A 17,766-nucleotide genomic window follows, 5' to 3' on the forward strand; every position below is an offset into this window, starting at 1 on the left:
ACGGAGCTTCTGTCCCGGCGTGGACAGAAGCTTGGGTTGTTCGGAAGAAGCTAGGACGTTGTTCGGCGGCGCCAGAACGAGATGATCGGGAACGCCTGGATGAGCACGGCGACCACGATGATGCCGCCCTTGATGATCCGCTGCAGGTCGAGCTGCAGGTTGTTGATCACGAACAGGTTGGTGATCTGCGTGAAGATGAGCACGCCGAGCAGCGAGCCGACGATGGTGCCGCGGCCGCCGGTCAGCGCGGTGCCGCCGATGATGGCGGCGGCGATCGCGTCGAGCTCGTAGAGATCGCCGTGCGTGTTGCTGCCGGACGTGGTCTGGGAGACCACGATCAGGGCGGCGATGCCGCAGCAGACGCCCGACAGGACGTACAGCAGCACCGTGTGCAGCCGCACGTTGATGCCGGCCAGCCGGGCCGCCTCGGCGTTGCCGCCGATGGCGATGGTGCGCCGGCCGAACGTGGTGCGGTTGAGCAGGACCCAGCCGAGCGCGACCACGACCAGGAAGATGATCGCCACCACGGGGACCCCCAGGACCTTCGTGGTGGCGAAGCCGTTGATGAACGCGTCGTGGTTGATCTGCGTCTGCGAGCCCGAGATGCTCTGGGCGAGCCCGCGGGCCGACAGCATCATCGCGAGCGTCGCGATGAAGGGCACCAGTCGGCCGTACGCGATGAGTCCGCCGTTGACCAGGCCCGCGCAGGCACCGACGGCGATCGCGGCGAAGATCATGGAGAAGGCGCCGTAGCTCTGGGTGGCGACCGTGGTGCACCAGACGCTCGCCAGGGCCAGCAGCGCACCCACCGACAGGTCGATGCCGCCGCTGATCATGACGAAGGTCATGCCGATGGTCAGCACCCCGATGCTGGAGGCCTGGGTGAGCACCGTCAGCTCGTTGTTCCACAGGCGCTCGGCGTCGAGGAAGATCTCGGGCTTGGTGATCATGCCGATGATCAGCAGCAGCAGGAGCACGCCGATCAGGGCCAGGTTGCGCTTGGTGTGGTCCGCGTTCTCGCGGTTCCACCAGCTCTGGGCGGTGACGCGGGGCGGGTCGTGGACGTCCACCGGTTCAGTGGCGGTGCTCATGCGGCGGTCCCTTCGGGGGTGGTGCTCGAAAGATCGGCTCCGTCGAGCAGCGACCCGGCCATGACCAGGTCGAGCACGGTGTCTTCGTCGAGTTCGCCGGCGGGTGCCTCGCGCACGACCCGCCCTTCGCGCATGACGAGCACGCGGTCGGCGAGGCCGAGCACCTCCGGCACCTCGCTGGAGACGAGCAGCACGCCGACGCCTTCGTCGGCGAGCCTGCGGATGACCTGGTACAGCTCGGCCCGCGCACCGACGTCGACACCGCGGGTCGGCTCGTCGAGCAGCAGCAGCTTGGTCCCGCCGAGCAGCCAGCGCCCGACCACGACCTTCTGCTGGTTGCCGCCGGACAGGGTGCGCACCGGGCGGCGCACGTCCGCGGGGCGCAGATCCAGCCCGCGGGTGACCTCCTCGGCCGCGATCCGCTCGCGCCCGGCATCGGTGAACCCGCCGCGGGCATAGCGCGCGAACCCAGCGAGGGTGACGTTGCGATAGATCGGCTCGCCGAGCAGCAGCGCCTGGCTCTTGCGCTCCTCGGGGGCCATCCCGATCCCGGCCCGCACGGCCGCGTTGACGCTGCCCCGGCGCAGTTTCTTGCCGAGCATTTCGACGGTACCGCCTGATGGACGTCGAGCACCGTAAATGGACTCGAGCACCTCGGAGCGGCCGGACCCGACGAGTCCCGTGATGCCGACGATCTCGCCGCTGTGGACCTTGAGCGAGACGTCGGCGAAACGGCCGGGCAGGGTCAGGTTCTCCACGACGAGCACCGTCGGCGACCCTTCCTTGCTGGCCGGCCGCTCGGGGAAGACGTACTCGATGGTGCGGCCGGTCATCCGGCTCACCAGCTCGCGGTTCGGGGTGGTCTTGGCGTCGAGGTTGGCGGCGGTGGTGCGGCCGTCCTTGAGCACCGTGACCCGGTCGCCGATCTCGCGGATCTCGTCGAGGCGGTGCGAGATGTAGATGACCGCGATGCCCTGGGCGGTGAGCCCGCGCACGATCCGGAACAGGTTCTGCACCTCGTCGTGGGCGAGCACGGCGCTCGGCTCGTCCATGATGAGCAGCCGCGCCTCGCGCGACAGCGCCCGGCCCATGCTCACGATCTGCTTCGCGGCGGCGGGCAGCTTGCCGACCTCGCGGGCGACCGGGATCTCGGGGTGGCCGAGCCGGGCCAGGATCGCGGCCGCGCCCTTGCGCATGGCCCGGCGGGCGACGAAGCCCCCGGTCGCGGGCTCGTGGCCGAGGTACATGTTCTCGGCCACGCTGAGCCCGTCGACCAGGTCGAGCTCCTGGTAGATGGTGGCGATCCCGGCCTTCATGGCCGCCTGCGGGTTGGCGAAGCTGATCGACTCGCCCTGCCACTGGATGTCGCCCGAGTCCGGGTTGTGTACCCCGGCCAGCACCTTGATGAGCGTCGACTTGCCGGCGCCGTTCTGGCCCAGCAGGCAGTGCACTTCGCCTTCCCGCACCTCCAGCTGCACCCCGTCGAGCGCGCGCACGCCCGGGAAGGTCTTGACCACGTCGGTCAGGCGCAGCACGGTCTGCGCCGGTTGCGATGGATCTGTCATGATGGCCGTCCATATGCGAGTTCGCTGGCCAGCACCGCGGCGCCAACAACGCCGGCGCGGGGGCCGAGCTCGGACAGGACGACCGGCAGGTTGCCGGTCGCAAGGGGCAGCGAGCGCCGGTACACCACGCTGCGAATCTCGGCGAGCAGAATGTGCCCGAGCCCGGCCAGCCCCCCGCCGATCACGATCATCGACGGGTTGATGAAGCTGACCAGTCCGGCGAGCACCCCGCCCACCCGCCGCCCGCCGTCGCGGATCAGCCGGATGCAGGTCACGTCGCCCTCGGCGGCACCGTCGGCGACGTCCTTGGCCGTCACCGACCCGCCCGCCGCCAGCCGGTCGGCGAGCGCCGGCGACGCACCGCTGCGCGCCGCCGCCGTGGCGTCCCGGGCGAGCGCCCCGCCGCCGAAGAGCGCCTCCAGGCACCCGACGTTGCCGCACGAGCAGACCGGCCCGTGGCTGTCGACCTGGATGTGCCCGATGTCCCCGGCGCAGCCGTCGGTGCCGCGGTACACCTCGCCGTTGAGGTATATCCCGCACCCGATCCCCGTCCCCACCTTCAGGAAGAGAAGGTTGTCGACCGAGTGCGCGACCCCGCCGTACCGCTCGCCGATGCTCATGATGTTCACGTCGTTGTCCACGACGACCGGGCAGTTGTGCTCGCGCCCGAGCACCTCCCGCACCGGGAACCGATCCCACCCGGGCATGATCGGCGGAGAGACGGGCACCCCGTCCCGGAAGCTGACCGGCCCCGGCACCCCGATCCCGATGGCGTTGAGCCGCTCGTACGCCCCATCCACCCGGAACTTGTGCAAGATCTCGTTGACCCGCTGCAGAATGACCTTGGGCCCCGACCGGATGTCGGCCGGCTCCCCGTAGGCCGCCAGCGGCTCCAGCCGCCCATCGGTGATCTCGACGTCGATCGAGCTGGCCCCGAGGTCAACAGCGGCGAACCGCAACCCGGGGTTGAGTTCGACCAGCGTGGACCGCCGCCCACCCCGGCTGGCAGCGGGCCCGGCCTCCCGAATGAGCCCGGTCGCGACCAGCGCGTCAAGGTCGGACAGCAACCGCGGCCGCGGCACCTCCAGCCGATCGGCCAGCTCGGCCCGCGACAGCGCACCGGTGTCCCGCAACAACCGGAGCAGGCGCGACTGAACCGGATTGTCGATAGCGCTCACCGTGTTCATTGAAGGCACCCCCTCATCAGGTCGCAGTCCTCCGGGCGGCACCGCGACATGCGGCTACACCACCACATCGTCCACCCACGAACGATTGCGGCTCCATGTGGCCCGCGTTACACCCGTGTTGCGACGAGACTCTAGGCCCCGCTAGACCCCGAGTCCAGACCTTCTGGCGCCCGTTACCAAACTTTTGCTGATTCCAGCGGAAGTTCGCCCACTCCGAATGGAAGCCAGTTTTCGCAGCTCACGCCGACTGCGACGAGATCATCCGACGTCTCCGGAACCCCGACAAACCGCCCACAAGAACTTTGCGCCACAACAACCAAGCCACACCGAGTGAGCGCTCCCCCACCGAGCGCCGCCCCACCGCTCCCACGTCATGACCGTCCGGACCCACGCTCAACAGGAACGCCAGCGTGCAGCTCCGGCAGCCCGGCGCCGATGTGCGGTGAGTGGTGCAGCGCGCAGCGGCGAGTGGGCGACGTGGAGCGATAAGGCAACGCGGGCCGCTCCACGCTCCAACCTCCGGCGCGGCGCCACAACTTCGCGACGGCACGACGAACGGCAACGCCCGGTTCCGCAACGCGCCCGGCTGACGCGCGAGGCCTGGTGCGCCCGCGTGGGGTCAGCTCAGCAGCAGCTTGCCCAAGCGCCTCCCCGCGATCCACAGCCCGCCCGCCGCCATCGCCGCCAAGTACGCCGCGTGCCACAGCAGTGACCAGGAGGCCAGGCCGAGGCAGATGCCGCGTACCAATTCGACGCCGTGGTAGAGCGGGGTCAGCTCGATCAGGATTCGCGCCGCGAGCGGGTAGCCGTCCGGTGGGGCGAAGGTGCCGCTGAACAGGAACAGCGCGAACTGCCCCACGTTCACGTAGTCGAAGTCCTGCCACGAGCGCAGGAACGTCGCCAGGCCGAGGCCCAGGCCGCCGAACGCGAAGCCGACCAGCAGCGCGGCCGGCCACGCGGCCAGTGCGCGCAGCAGCGTGGTGAGGTCCAAGGCCACCATCACGCCCAGGAAGGCGGCGGCGTAGAAGGCCCCACGCGCCATGGCCCACAGCAGTTCGCCCGCCGCGAGCTGGGTCGGGGTGACCGGGGTGGCCAGCGTCGCGTCGTACAGCTTCAGGTATTTCAGCTTGCCGAAGAAGTTCATGATGGTCTCGGCCAGGGCGCCCGTCATGCCCGAGGCGGCGAGCGTTGCCGGGGCGACGAACTCGGCGTACGAGACCAGCCGCTCACCGCCCGCCACCGGGACGTCGCCGATCAGGGCGCCCACCCCGACGCCGATCGAGAACAGGTACAGCAGCGGCTCCGCGAACCCCGCGACCAGCACGAGCCAGTAGGAGGCGTGGCGCGCGGCGGCCAGGTTGCGGCCCGTCACGGCCAGGGCGGCGCCGAAGCGGCCGTACACCAGTGCTGTCACCATGGTCAGTCCTCCAGCCGGCGGGCGAAGCCGCGCACCGCGAGCAGGTAGCCGGCGCCGATGAACGCGAGCAGGACGGCCACGTGCGGCCAGACGCCCCAGGCCGGGGCGGTGCCGAGGGTGGCCGCGCGGCAGAGTTCGACGCCGTGCCACAGCGGGGACACGTAGGCCAGGGCACGCACCAGCGGCGGCAGGCCCTCGATCGGGAAGAACACGCCGGCGAAGAGCGACATCGGTACGACCACCAGCCGGAACAGCACCGCGAAGTACCCGTCGCTCGGAACCTTCGCGGCCAGCGCGAACGTCGGCGCGGCGAAGGCCAGGCCGGTCAGGATCGCGGGGCCGAACGTGGCCGGGGCCCACCACGAGTGCAGCGCGCCGAACGGCAGCAGCACCAGCAGGAACGCGAGCGTGGCCAGGGCGACCCGCAGGCACACGTACAGCAGGTGCCCCCGCACGATCTCCGCCGCCGTCAACGGCGTCGCGCGCATCGCGTGGTAGCTGCGAATCCAGTGGAACATCGAGAACACCGGCCAGGACGCGTCGTTCATGGCCACCTGCAGCGCCGTGGACGCGAGCAGCCCGGGCCCGATCCAGTCGAGATACGGCGCGCCGAGTCCCGACGGCCGCGCGTCGACGTAGCCGCCGACCGTGACCCCCATCGCGACCAGGAACATCGCCGGCTGGGCGAACGAGCTCAGGGCCGAGGAGCGCCAGATCCGCCGGTAGTACGCGAGGTGGTATTCCAGCGCCGCGAACGTCCCCGTCATTCGATCAGCGTCCGTCCGGTGAGGTGCAGGAACACGTCCTCCAGGGAGCCGCGGCGGACCAGGGTGCCGACCACATCAAGGCCTCGGGCGGCGATGCGGGCCAGCGCCTCGTCGCCGTCGTCGGTGTAGACGAGCACCCGGTCGGGCAGCACCTCGACCCGTTCGCCGATGCCGTCGAGCTTGTCGGGGTCGCCGCCGAAGCGGACCTCGACGACCTCGCGGGTGGAGTGCCGCTCGATCAGCTCCCGCGGCGAGCCCTCGGCGACGATGCGCCCGGCGTCCATCACCACGAGCCGGTCGCACAACTGCTCCGCCTCGTCCATGTAGTGCGTGGTCAGCACCAGGGTGACGCCCCGCTGTTTGAGCCGGAACAGCCGCTCCCACACCAGGTGGCGGGCCTGCGGGTCGAGCCCCGTCGTCGGCTCGTCGAGCAGCATCAGGTCGGGCTCGTTGACCAGGGCCCGGGCGATCGTCAGGCGCCGCTTCATGCCGCCCGAGAGCGGGTCGACCTTGTCGTCGGCCCGGTCGGAGAGCTGCACGAAGTCGAGCAGCTCGCGGGCCCGCTCCCGGGCGGTCCGGCGCGGGATGCCGAAGTACCGTGCGTACACGACCAGGTTCTCCAGCACCGTGAGCTCCGGGTCGAGGGTGTCCAGCTGCGGGCAGACGCCGAGCCGGGCCCGGATCGCCGGCCCGTCCCGCGCCGCGTCGAGGCCGAGAATGCGCAGCTCACCGCTCGTCGGGCGGGACACGCACCCGATCATCCGCATCGTCGAGGACTTGCCAGCCCCGTTGGGCCCGAGGAACCCGAACGCCTCGCCGGGCGCCACCCGGACATCAATGCCATCGACAGCCGTGAAATCGCCGAATCGTTTGACCAGCCCAGTCGCCGCGATCAATGCCCCGTTGTCCACCACGCCCCGACCATAGCCCGGGGGTACGACAGTTTTACGATGCCCCGGTGCGCCTCAACCCGCGCTGGCTCGGGCTGGCCGCCTCGACCCTGCTCGCCGTCAGCGGCTTCCTGGCCGGCAAGCCGCTGCCGCACGACGCGGCCTGGGTCACCGGCGTCTGCGTGTGGTTCGTCGCGCTGATCGCCCTCGGGTACGCCTGGTGGCAGCTGCGCGACCAGCGCGAGGGCCTGCTGGTCACGGCCGTGCTGTGGAGCCTGCCGCTGCTGGTCGCGCCGCCGATGGGCGCGCTGGACGTGTACGCGTACGCCTGCCAGGGCCAGCTCTTCGACGCCGGGATCAACCTCTACGAGCACGGCCCGGCCGCGCTGCCCTGCACCTGGCTGAACGAAGTGCCGCCGCTGTGGCGCGACACGCCGACGCCGTACGGGCCGCTGTGGTTCGCCCTCTCCGGCGGCATCGCCTGGCTGGCGCACGGGAACCTGCTGGTCGCGGTCGGCCTGTTCCGCCTCGTCGCGGTGCTGGGCCTGGTCCTGTGCGTCGCCGCCGCGCACCGCATCAGCGACGGCAACGTCGCGCTCGCCGCCAGCCCGCTCGTCCTGGTGCACGTCGTCTCCGGCGTCCACAACGACATTCTGGTCGCGGGCCTCATGCTGGCCGGGTTCGCGTTCGCCACCCGCCAACGAGCCGCCCTCTCCGGCATCGCGTTCGGCCTGGCCGCAGCAGTCAAGATCACTGCACTCATAGGTGCCCCGTTTGTTGTACTCCTAGTGCTCACCACCCGCGCCCGCGCGCTCCTCGCCGGGGCGATCGTCGCCACGTACGCCGTCCTCGCCGCCCTGACCGGCCACGGCCTGGGCTTCATCGGCGCCCTGGGTGCCACGGCGGGCCTGGTCCAGTGGCTGTCGATCCCCAGCGGCGTCGGCATGGCCGCCGGATACGTCCTGCGCTGGATCGGGTACCCCGGCGCGTTCGGCACCGCGGTCGCCGTCGCGCGGGCGGTAGGGTTCGTGGTGCTGGCCGGCCTGCTGCTGTGGCTCTGGCTGCGGGCCGTGCGCGACGTGCGCCGCGAGCCCGGCGCGGCCACCGACCGGGTGCTGACCGCGGCCGGGCTGGCGCTGCTCGTGACCGCGGTCCTGGGTCCGGTGTTCTATGCCTGGTACGCGCTCGCCGGGATCGCCGTGCTGGCCTGCACCCAGTTGACCGGCCGGCTGCGCACGGGCGTGCACGTGGCCGTGGTGGCGCTGCCGTTCCTCACCCTGCCGGACAGCCTCGGCCTGGCCACGAAAACCAAGGTCCCGGGCGCGTTCCTGGACGTCGCCCTGATCGTCGCGATCGTCGTGCGCCTGGTCCGACGGCGCTCACGCGACCGCGCCGACGCCTGACGCGGCACGCACGACGCGGCACGCACGACGCGGCACGCACGACGCGGCACGCACGGCCGGGGTCACCGCGACCGCGCGGACGCCTGACGCAGCCTAGTCGTGCGTCTCGTGAAGAGGCGGCGCTCAGGCGACCGTGCCGACGCCTGACTTGGCCCAGTCGACCAGTTCGCGGGTGTGCTCGGCCACGCCGGGCGCGGACGCGTCGACGCCCTCGTCGTAGCGGACGGTCCAGCGCAGGCCGTTGATGCCCGGCACCCGCCGGCCGACGACGCGCACGCCACCGCGCGCGCCGGTGAGCTCCTCGAGCGGGTGGTGCGAGGTGTGCGCGATCGACTTGTTGACCCGCACCCGCACCTGCTCCGGCACCCGGTCGGGGTCGAGCAGCGTGACGACGAGGGGCGGGAGGTCCTCCATCACCGCGTACGCGTCGTCGCCGACCGGCACCTCCCGCGCCGCGACGATCTGCAGCTGGCGGCCCGACCAGGTGGCCTTGTGGATCTCGTGCCAGCCGAGCCGCTCGGGCGCGCCGGGCAGCCACAGGCCGTGGTTGGTGACCACGACGACGTTGTCGCCGGTCGCGCCGGCCCAGGCGACGATCCGCTCGTCCTCGGCCAGCTTCGGACGGCGGTCGGCGGGCAGCTTGCGCCGCTTCAGGAATCCCAGCACGAACCCATACTCCGCTTCACCGGTCTACCAACGACTCGCGCCCCGGTCGCGCAGGGCCCGGGCGTGCTGCTCCAGCGACACCAGCTCGCTGAACAGCTTCAGGTGCTCCTCCGGGCTCGACACCGGGTTGATCCGCTGCAGCTTCGACTTCAGCTCGGCGATCGTCCGGTTGAGGGCCATGAGCTGGAGGCGGTTGATGGTCACCTCGACGTACCGCGGATCCGGGTCCCCGTCCAGGCGCAGCGGCTCCACCGCCAGCTCGGCCACGATCGCGCCCGCCGTGAGGTCGAGGCAGGCCTCGCGGACCTGCTCGATCCAGACGGCGCCGCCGGCCGCGGTCGACGCGCCGCCCGCCTCCAGGACCGCGGTGCGCAGCGAGGCGTAGGTCGGGTGGGTGTACATCTCGGGGCCCAGGGCGTCGAACATCGGCCCCGCGAGCGCCGGGTGCTGCAGGGCGAGCTTCAGCGCCTCCCGCTCGACCAGGGCCTCGGCGCTGTCGGGGGCGAGGACGCGGCGTTGCTGCGGTGGCGGCATCGGGTCGATCACGCCCTTGGCCGCCGAGGCGACCGAGCGCTGGACCGTCTCCAGCTCCATGCCGAGGTCGCCGGCGAGCTTGCGCGCGTACTCCGGGCGCAGCGTCCGGTCCTTGATCTTGGCGACCAGCGGCGCGGTGGCCCGCAGCGCGCCCACGCGGCCCTCGGCGGTGTCGAGGTCGAAGCGCTGGCGGACCGAGCGCAGCGCGAAGTCGAGCAGCGGCTGGCGGTCGGCCACGAGGTCCCGGACCGCGGCGTCGCCCTTGGCCAGGCGCAGCTCGCACGGGTCCATGCCGTCCGGCCCGACCGCGATGAAGGTCTGGGCGACGAAGCGCTGGTCGTCCTCGAACGCGCGCAGCGCCGCCTTCTGCCCGGCGGCGTCGCCGTCGAAGGTGAAGATGATCTCGCCGCCGTAGCCGTCGGCGTCCATCAGCAGGCGGCGCAGCACCGAGATGTGGTCGCCGCCGAACGCGGTGCCGCAGGTGGCCACGGCGACCGGGACGCCGGCCAGGTGGCAGGCCATCACGTCGGTGTACCCCTCGACGATCACGACCCGGCTCTGCTTGGCGATCTCGCGTTTGGCCTGGTCGATCCCGTACAGCACGTGCGACTTCTTGTACAGCGGGGACTCGGGCGTGTTGAGGTACTTCGGCCCGTCGTCGTCGTCGAACAGCTTGCGCGCGCCGAAGCCGATGACCTCGCCCGAGATGTCCTTGATCGGCCAGAGCAGGCGGCGCCGGAACCGGTCGATCAGCCCGCCGCTGCGCCCCTCGCGGCACAGGCCGGCGGTGGTGAGCTCCTGCGCCGAGTACCCCTTCTGGCGCAGGTGTTTCGCCAGGTTGTCCCAGCCCTCGGGGGCGAAGCCGCAGCCGTAGCGCTCGGCCGCCTCCTTGCTGAACCCACGCTGGGCCAGGAACTCGCGCGCCTTGCGGGCCCCGGGCGTGCCGAGCTGCTCGGCGTAGAAGCGGGCGGCCTCGGCGTGCGCGGAGACCAGGCGGTGCTTCTGGCCACTGGGCCGCACGGGGGCGCTGCCGGCCTCGACGTAGTGCAGCTGCAGCCCGGCCTTGGAGGCCAGCCGCTCGACCGACTCCACGAACGTGAGGTGGTCGTGGTCCATCAGGAACTTGATCGCGTCCCCGCCGGCGCCGCAGCCGTGGCAGAAGTACACGTTGCGGGCCGGTGAGACGTTGAACGAGGCGGTCTTCTCGTCGTGGAACGGGCACAGGCCCTTGAGGTTGCCACCACCCGCCGAGCGCAGCGTGACGTGCTCCGAGATCACTTCCTCGATCGACGTGCGCTCCCGGATCAGGGCGATGTCCTCGTCTTTGATCTTGCCGGCCAACCGCCACCTCCCTGCAGTCCGACGCCATACATCCTGCCTCGCGGCTACGACAATCTACGACTCGGCGGGGCATCGAAGCTTGCCGGGCCGTGCGATCCTCGCGACATGTCCACGCCCACCGAGGTGAAGGAAGCGCCGGAAAGCCCTCGTCGCCGCCGGCGTCGGGCCCTATGGCGCCTGGCGATCGCCGCCGTGGTGCTCGCCGCGATCGTCCTCACACCGACGGTCTGGGTGCGGGCGAGCTCGTCCGGCCGCATGGTCACCGTCGAGCAGGCGCCGGTGGCCGACGTGGCGATCGTCTTCGGCGCCGAGGTCGCCCCGGGCGGCCAGGACCCGATGCCCTTCCTGCGCAACCGGCTCGACAAGGCCGCCGCCCTGGTCACCGCGGGCAAGGTCAAGGCCCTGCTGATCTCCGGCGACGCGCACAGCGGCTCCGGCAACGAGGTCCGGGTGATGAGCGACTACCTCGCCCGGCACGGCGTGGAGCCGTCCCGGGTGGTCCTGGACCCATACGGCCTCGACACCTACGACACCTGCCGGCGCGCCCACGACGTCTACGGCGTCCACCGGGCCCTCCTCGTCAGTCAGGATCTTCACTTGTACCGTGCGGTCACCCTCTGCCGCCGCGTCGGCGTCGACGCCTGGGGCGTGCCGTCGGGGTGCGGAGGCTGCCGAACCGTGACGATCTGGAAGAACCAGGCCAGAGACGTCGCCGCCGCCTGGAAGGCCGCTTGGGATGCGGTGCGGTTGCGGGCACCGGCCGTACAGTCGCAGCCTGATCCTGCTCTTGAAAACGCGGTGTCCGCGCACACTCCATAGTGGACGGGCAGTCGCGACACGCCGAATTTCGGGCGACACGCACCCTTCGGGCGACCGCCGTCTTCGCCACACGGCCCGTCCCTTGCGGAATCCGGCATGCGCACCCGGCCGCCCCGGCATACTTGACCAGGTTCTCGGCGGCTCTCTTTCGGCGAAGGTGGTGCGACCGCGGGTGGTGATCGTGCTGCGGACCACGGACGACGTCCTGCGCTGGGCCGGCCGCCTGGTCGACCCACCCCTGCGCACGGCGATCGGCCGCCTGCCCGAGCCGTCCCGCGAGGTGGCCGAACTCCAGCTCGGCTGGCACCTCGGCGGCGAGGGTGTCGCCGCGTCCCTGCGCAGCGCCCTGACCCTGGTCTGCGCGGACGCCGTCGGCGGCGACCCACACGACGCCGTCCCGGGCGCGGTGGCGGTCGAGCTCATGCACCACTGGTCGGCCATCCGGCGCGATCTCGTCGAAGAACGCGCCGACGGTACCGCCTGGAGCATCCTCGGCCCCGAACCCGCCTCCCTCGGCGGCGAGGCACTGCTGGCTTTGGCCTTCGACGTGATCGCGACCGGCGACCCGACGCACACCGCTCCCGCGCGGCCACGGCAGCGATCCGGACAGCCCGGCCCCGACCGGGCGATGCTGCGCGTCCTGGGCGACACGGTGCAGGAGCTCCTGCACGGGCAGCACGCTTCGCTCGCCCTCCGCGACAGCCGGACGTCGCGCTCTTCTTCCGGGCCGACTTCCCGCGACGCTTCCGGGCCGGCCTCCCGCGACTCTTCCGGGCCGACTTCCCGCGACGGCCAGGCCCCGTCCGGCGTGGCTTCGGGTTCGTCCGGGACTTCGGGTTCGTCCGGGGTGGCTTCGGGTTCGTCCGGGGTGCCTTCGGGTGGGATCGTCGGGGAGGAGCGCACCGACCTGTTGCGCGACTGCCTGGCCATGGTCGAGCAGCGCACCGGCGCTCTGTTCGGCTGCGCATGTGCCCTCGGCGCGGTGGCCGGCGGCGGCGACCCGGCCCAGGTCGAGCGGCTGCGGCTGTTCGGCGTACGGCTCGGCCTGGCCGTCCAGTTCATCGAAGACCTGGCCGGCCTCAACTCCGACCTGCGCCGCCACCGGCGCTCCCTGCCCGTGGCAGCGGCGATCGCCGCCGGCGCCGACGAACTGGCCGGCCTCTTCGAAACCCGCGGCCGCCTCGGCGACGCCGACGTGGAACGGGCGGCCAAGACGATCGAACAGTCGGGCGCCCGCGACTGGTGCCGCCGCCAGGCCGAGGAGCTGCTGTCCCAGGCCCTCCTCGCGCTCGACCTCGCCTCCCCCTCCCCGGCCGCGGTGGCCGAACTCGTCGCCCTCGCCCGCCGCGCCACCGCCACCCCGCGCTGAGCGAACGTCCCCAAACCACGGCAACGCCTCGGTAACGGCGGAAACGATTCGCGGTCCGGTTGCGCCCAAGGGGTGACAGCCGGGAGGAACCACCATGGCGGACGCCGTCGAGGACGAGTTCCACGAGTTCGTACGGTCACGCCTGCCAAGCCTGCGCCGTGCGGCCTACCTGCTCTGCGGTGACTGGACCCGCGGCGACGACATCGTGCAGCGGGCGCTCACCGAGGTGTATCTGCACTGGCGCCGCGTCCGGCGGGCCGAGAACGTCGATGGATACGTGCGCCGGGTCCTCGTGCACCGCTTCGTCGACGAGCGGAGGCGCGGCTGGGCGGCCCGGGTCTCGCTGGTCGACCGGGTGCCGGACCGCCCGCAGGAGGACGCCGCGCTGCAGGGCGTGCCGGACGGCCTGGACCTGCACGGCGCCCTCGCCCGGCTGCCCCGTCGCCAGCGGGCGGTGCTGGTGCTGCGCTTCTACTACGACATGTCGGTCGACGACACCGCCGCCACGCTCGGATGCGCGCCCGGCACGGTCAAGAGCCAGACCTCGGACGCGCTCGCCACGATGCGCCGGCTGCTGACCGAAGCCAAAGCCGAAGCCGAAGCCGACACCAAAGCCGACACCGACACCGACGTCGAAAAAGAACACGAACGCGACGCGAGCCGCACGCACCGCACCGCCCGGACGCGCGCGGCACCGTCAACCGCCTGACCTGGGCAGACCACCACGACGCGCGTCACCACAGCGCCCTAAGAGACGCGCGAACGCCACGACATGCGTCAACGCAGCGCCCGCGCCGGGGAGAGGAGCACGAAAAGAACGGCGGTTCAGGCGATAGCGGCCACGATCTGGGCGGCGCGGTCGGCGTGCTTCTGGTACGCGCTCGGGTAAGCCGACCGCTGCACCGCCTGCGCCGCCCCCGTCACGCTCATCGACTGCCAGCCGCGGACCTGGCCCAGCGCGTTGTAGAACAGCATCGCCGAGTGGGCCGGGTCCATGAGTTCGGGCACGCTGCCCCACCCCTGGCTCGCCCGCTGCTGGAACAGCCCCACCGAGTCATGGTCGGTCGAGACCGCGTCGTGCGGCAGTTTCAGCGACGACGGTACCGCCGGGCTGGCCACGTTGTACAAGTCGCTCTCCTGCATGGCCGTGGCGACCGCGACGACGAGGCCCTTCTCGGGGACGCCCTGCGCCCGGCCCTGCTTGACGATCGCGACGGCGTTGTTCATCTGGGTCTGGTCGAGCCCCGCGACCGGGCGCGGCGGGGCGGGTGGGGCCGGCGGCGCGGGCGCGTCGGTGAGGGCGGCCCACCCGTACACCGGGGCCGGGGCCTGCGCGGGCACGACGAGCGAGGTGTCGGCGGCGAAGAACGGTGCGCGGGCCGGGCCGGCGGACGGCGCCGACGACGCCCCGGCCGAGCCGGAGGCGAGCAGCGTGGCGGACAGGACAACGGCGGACACGGCCGCCGGTTTCACGGTTTGCATGGCACGGCGATGTCGCGGCCGGAACTGGCGCGGCAAGGGTTTCAGCAAGATCAATCCTCGGAGTACGGGCGCACGCCATCGGCACGATCCCGTGGAGCACAAGGGATCGCGCGGCGGCAAGGTGCGGCGGTCAGCGGGTGTGACAGGCCAGGAGCAGGGTCCTGGCGATCACCCGTCCGAGGAGTTGACGGCGATGGCGTCGAAGAGCACGAGCTGTCTCCTTCCGGTGCCGCCTACCGGGTTAGCTGACGGGTTCGGACGGGAGGATTCGCCCTACCGTGACTCGGTCACGGATACACCCCAAGGACTGCGATGGGTCCCCGGCCCACGACGCTGAAAGGTGCGGCGCGGCTCGACGGCGCCTGTCCGGTGTCCCCGCGATTCGGGGCGCGTCGGCCGGAGCAGACCACCCGACAGTACTGGGAGGTTTAAGGCTCGGCCAACCAGAGCAACGGGATACCACCCGGCGCACCGGAACGCTCACCGTGCGCTGTCACCCGTTCGGTCATCCCCAGGGTGTGTCGATGGCCTTTCACCTGGTACATCGCCCGGTCGGCCATCCTCAGGGCGGCGCCCGCATCCTGGCAGGTGGCATCGATCACGGCCGCCCCGACGCTGGCCCGCACGCGCAGCACGTGCCCGTCGTGCACCACCGGCGCGGCGATGGCCCGCTCGACCCGGTCGAGCAGCGCCGCGGCGTCGGTGCCGGCCAGGTCCTGGGCCAGCACCACGAACTCGTCGCCGCCCAGGCGGGCCACGGTGTCGCCGGGGCGCACCAGCCCGCACAGCCGCTGGGCCACGGCCACGAGTACCGCGTCGCCGGCGTCGTGCCCGCGCGTGTCGTTGACGACCTTGAAGTCGTCGAGGTCGCAGAAGAGCAGCACACTGTCGCCGAGGCCGGCGTGGGCGCGGCGGATCGCGGCGGCGAGCGGCGGGGCCAGGGCGTCGCGGTTGGCCAGGCCGGTGAGCGGGTCGCGGGAGGCCCGGCGCACCAGGTCGGCCTCGGCCGCCTTGCGCCCGGTGATGTCCTGGACCTGCAGGATGCCGAAGGCGGGCGGGCCGGCCACGAGCGAGAGGGTGGTGGAGACCCAGATGACGGTACCGTCGCCGCGCACACACCGGATCTCGTAGTCCCGCACCGGCGTGCCTTTGCCCGTCGTCGCCGCCGCGAACGCGAGCCGGGCCAGGTCGAGGTCGTCCGGGTGCAGCACGTCGGCGATGCGCAGCTCCAGCAGCTCCGCCTCCGAGCGGCCGAGCAGCTCGCACAGGGCGGGGTTGACGCGGCTCATCCGGGCCTGCGAGACGCCGGTGAGGCCGAGCATGCACATCCCGGTGCCGGCCCCGGTGAACGCCAGCCGGAAGGCCTCCTCACTGGCCGCGAGGTGCCGGCGCTCGCGCTGCAGGGCCTCCACCAGGTTGGCGTTGTTGATCGCGATGCCGGCCTGGGCGGCGAGCATCTCCAGCAGCTCGCGTTGCAGCGGCCCGGGCCGGCGGCCGTCGTGGGGCAGATCGACGCCGAGGATGCCGACGAGCTCGCCGCTGGGCGCGCTCAGCGGGGCGAACAGGGCGTCGAGGGGGTGCCAACGCTCGTCCTCCGGCACCTCGTCGCCGCCGGGCACCGCATCGGGCACCCAGGAATGAATGTGCGTGCTGTGCCGCTCGTGCGGCAGGTACCGCAGCTGCCCCCACACCTCCGCCCGCTCGAGGTACTCGTCCAGCTCGGCCGCGGGGTAGCGGGCCCCGAGCAGGGTCTCCCCCGCCTCCTCCGAGCCGGCCAGCGCGACCGCCTCGTAGACGCCCTCCGGGTGCAGGTAGTTGACGACGGCGACGGCGAACCCGGTCCCGTCGACCACGGCGTCCACGATCAGCTGCAGGGTCTCGGCCAGGGTGCTGCCGGTGTTGATCCGGCCGGTGATGCGGTACACGGAACGGATCGCGGCCATCGCCGTGTCCCGATCACGCTCCATCGCACGCCTACCCAGCTCCGGCCGACCTTGCACCCCTACATCGACGCATCAAACCGGATCTGAAGTAAACCCTTTGGTGTCACAAGATTGCTACAGGCAAGGTCAGCGCCCCGGCCGCGCGCCGCGCCTCGCGCATCATCGCCGAGATCACGAGGTTGCGTCCGGGCATGTACGGCATCATGCGGATGCTCAGGTTCTGCATCCGGGCAGCGAGTTCGTTTTTCGGCGCGAACCCGCGCGCGGGCCCCATGGCCGCACGCTGATTGACGTCGACGAACTCGCGCAGCTGCCGATCATAATCGCGCAGATCGTGCCCGCCGGTGATGATCAACCCCAGCAGGTACGCGCCGACGAGCGCCATCCCGCTGCCCTGGCCGGTCAGCGAGGAGGGCGCGTAACCGGCGTCGCCGATCAGCGCGACCCGGCCGGCCGTCCAGCCGGGCATCCTGACCTGCGCGTTCGGCGCGACATAGAGGTCCGGGGCGGACCGCATGAGCTCCAGCAGCCGCGGCGCGATCCAGCCGGCGCCGGCGAACTTCTCCTCGATCTCGCGCATCCGCGCCGCGCGGTCGCGCGGGGGCATGGACCCGCCGTAGAGCAGCGTCACCTTGACCGTTTCCGAGCCGCGGTCGGTCTTGATGCTGATCACCCGCCCCGGCATCGAGCGCACCAATTGCCAGCGTTCGATCCCGAGCTCATTCGGCGCGGTGAAGACGGCGCTGTTGCTGCCGAGGTGGTGCACGTACGGCTGCGGCGGTTTCGGAAATGCCAGCTCCCGGATGCGCGAATGGATGCCGTCGGCCCCGACGACGTAGTCGAACTCGCGCAATTCGCCCGATCGCAACGTGACGCGCACGCCGCCGGGATGCTGTTCGAGCGATTCGACCGTATTGCCGAACATCCATTCCACGCCGGCCGGGACCGCGGCGTGCAGCAGCCGGGTGAGGTCGCCCTTCATGATCTCGATGTCGGCCGGGTCGAGCACCCCGAACCCGAGCGGCAGCGTCGCCACCTTCCGACCGTTGGCGTCGACGAAGCTGGTGCCCTCGGTGTCGGTGCGCAGCTCCCGTGCCTGCGCCGCGACGCCCGTGCGCTCCGCGACCTCGAGCGCGACGCCGCGGATGTCCACCGCGTAGCCGCCCGGCCGGATCGCCGGCGCCCGCTCGACGACGGTGACGGAGCAGCCGCGCCGCGCCAGCCCGGCGGCGAGCGCGTTCCCGGCGATGCTCGCGCCGGAGATCAGAACCTTGGTCATGCGTACACCGTAC

15 protein-coding genes and 1 riboswitch are annotated in these 17,766 nt (G+C 71.7%); of the genes, 4 read left to right on the plus strand and 11 right to left on the minus strand.

Annotated features, from left to right (window positions below):
* Positions 1 to 50: 50 nt before the first annotated feature.
* The 6 genes from ACQP00_RS45875 to ACQP00_RS45900 all read right to left on the minus strand — a co-directional run bounded on the left by ACQP00_RS45875 (position 51) and on the right by ACQP00_RS45900 (position 6,941).
* Complete coding sequence (locus ACQP00_RS45875; RefSeq protein WP_433209760.1) at positions 51 to 1,091, minus strand: ABC transporter permease; 1,041 nt, start codon at positions 1,089 to 1,091, stop codon at positions 51 to 53.
* On the minus strand, positions 1,088 to 2,656 hold the full coding sequence (locus tag ACQP00_RS45880; RefSeq protein WP_433209762.1) for a sugar ABC transporter ATP-binding protein: 1,569 nt from the start codon (positions 2,654 to 2,656) through the stop codon (positions 1,088 to 1,090). The genes ACQP00_RS45875 and ACQP00_RS45880 overlap by 4 nt, the downstream gene beginning before the upstream one ends.
* Entirely contained in the window at positions 2,653 to 3,834 is a 1,182-nt protein-coding gene (locus ACQP00_RS45885; RefSeq protein ID WP_433209764.1) for an ROK family transcriptional regulator, read from the minus strand. The genes ACQP00_RS45880 and ACQP00_RS45885 overlap by 4 nt, the downstream gene beginning before the upstream one ends.
* Positions 3,835 to 4,462: 628 nt before the next feature.
* Positions 4,463 to 5,260, minus strand: coding sequence for an ABC transporter permease (locus tag ACQP00_RS45890; RefSeq protein WP_433209766.1), 798 nt, complete (start codon positions 5,258 to 5,260; stop codon positions 4,463 to 4,465).
* A gap of 2 nt (positions 5,261 to 5,262) precedes the next feature.
* Positions 5,263 to 6,027: an ABC transporter permease gene (locus ACQP00_RS45895; RefSeq protein ID WP_433209768.1), complete on the minus strand. Its 765-nt coding sequence runs from the start codon at positions 6,025 to 6,027 to the stop codon at positions 5,263 to 5,265.
* Positions 6,024 to 6,941: an ATP-binding cassette domain-containing protein gene (locus tag ACQP00_RS45900; RefSeq protein ID WP_433209770.1), complete on the minus strand. Its 918-nt coding sequence runs from the start codon at positions 6,939 to 6,941 to the stop codon at positions 6,024 to 6,026. The genes ACQP00_RS45895 and ACQP00_RS45900 overlap by 4 nt, the downstream gene beginning before the upstream one ends.
* 44 nt (positions 6,942 to 6,985) lie before the next feature.
* Here ACQP00_RS45900 and mptB point away from each other — a divergent pair, with 44 nt between their 5' ends.
* Positions 6,986 to 8,320 carry a polyprenol phosphomannose-dependent alpha 1,6 mannosyltransferase MptB gene (gene mptB, locus ACQP00_RS45905; protein WP_433209772.1) on the plus strand — a complete coding sequence of 445 codons (1,335 nt, stop codon included), beginning with the start codon at positions 6,986 to 6,988 and terminating at the stop codon, positions 8,318 to 8,320.
* 123 nt (positions 8,321 to 8,443) lie between these two features.
* Here the strand turns inward: mptB and ACQP00_RS45910 are convergent, their stop codons facing one another.
* Positions 8,444 to 8,986: a hypothetical protein gene (locus ACQP00_RS45910; RefSeq protein WP_433209774.1), complete on the minus strand. Its 543-nt coding sequence runs from the start codon at positions 8,984 to 8,986 to the stop codon at positions 8,444 to 8,446.
* Between the two features lie 24 nt (positions 8,987 to 9,010).
* Positions 9,011 to 10,861, minus strand: coding sequence for a DNA primase (gene dnaG / locus ACQP00_RS45915; RefSeq protein WP_433209776.1), 1,851 nt, complete (start codon positions 10,859 to 10,861; stop codon positions 9,011 to 9,013).
* Positions 10,862 to 10,966: 105 nt separating this feature from the next.
* Here dnaG and ACQP00_RS45920 point away from each other — a divergent pair, with 105 nt between their 5' ends.
* The 3 genes from ACQP00_RS45920 to ACQP00_RS45930 all read left to right on the plus strand — a co-directional run bounded on the left by ACQP00_RS45920 (position 10,967) and on the right by ACQP00_RS45930 (position 13,758).
* On the plus strand, positions 10,967 to 11,680 hold the full coding sequence (locus ACQP00_RS45920) for a SanA/YdcF family protein (RefSeq protein ID WP_433209778.1): 714 nt from the start codon (positions 10,967 to 10,969) through the stop codon (positions 11,678 to 11,680).
* 181 nt (positions 11,681 to 11,861) lie between these two features.
* On the plus strand, positions 11,862 to 13,049 hold the full coding sequence (locus tag ACQP00_RS45925; protein ID WP_433209780.1) for a polyprenyl synthetase family protein: 1,188 nt from the start codon (positions 11,862 to 11,864) through the stop codon (positions 13,047 to 13,049).
* 94 nt (positions 13,050 to 13,143) lie between these two features.
* Complete coding sequence (locus ACQP00_RS45930; protein WP_433209782.1) at positions 13,144 to 13,758, plus strand: SigE family RNA polymerase sigma factor; 615 nt, start codon at positions 13,144 to 13,146, stop codon at positions 13,756 to 13,758.
* Positions 13,759 to 13,874: 116 nt separating this feature from the next.
* Here the strand turns inward: ACQP00_RS45930 and ACQP00_RS45935 are convergent, their stop codons facing one another.
* The 3 genes from ACQP00_RS45935 to ACQP00_RS45945 form a co-directional block, all read right to left on the minus strand.
* A complete protein-coding gene (locus ACQP00_RS45935) occupies positions 13,875 to 14,507 on the minus strand; it encodes a hypothetical protein (RefSeq protein ID WP_433209784.1) in 633 nt (210 codons plus the stop codon).
* A gap of 239 nt (positions 14,508 to 14,746) precedes the next feature.
* A riboswitch (cyclic di-AMP (ydaO/yuaA leader) is annotated at positions 14,747 to 14,889 on the minus strand.
* 70 nt (positions 14,890 to 14,959) lie between these two features.
* Positions 14,960 to 16,498 (minus strand): diguanylate cyclase domain-containing protein, encoded by a 1,539-nt coding sequence (locus tag ACQP00_RS45940; protein WP_433209786.1) that lies wholly within the window; start codon positions 16,496 to 16,498, stop codon positions 14,960 to 14,962.
* A gap of 79 nt (positions 16,499 to 16,577) precedes the next feature.
* Entirely contained in the window at positions 16,578 to 17,753 is a 1,176-nt protein-coding gene (locus ACQP00_RS45945; RefSeq protein WP_433209788.1) for an FAD-dependent monooxygenase, read from the minus strand.
* Positions 17,754 to 17,766 lie beyond the last annotated feature (13 nt).

It is taken from the genome of Dactylosporangium sp. CS-047395 (assembly GCF_050942185.1).
GTDB lineage: Bacteria > Actinomycetota > Actinomycetes > Mycobacteriales > Micromonosporaceae > Dactylosporangium.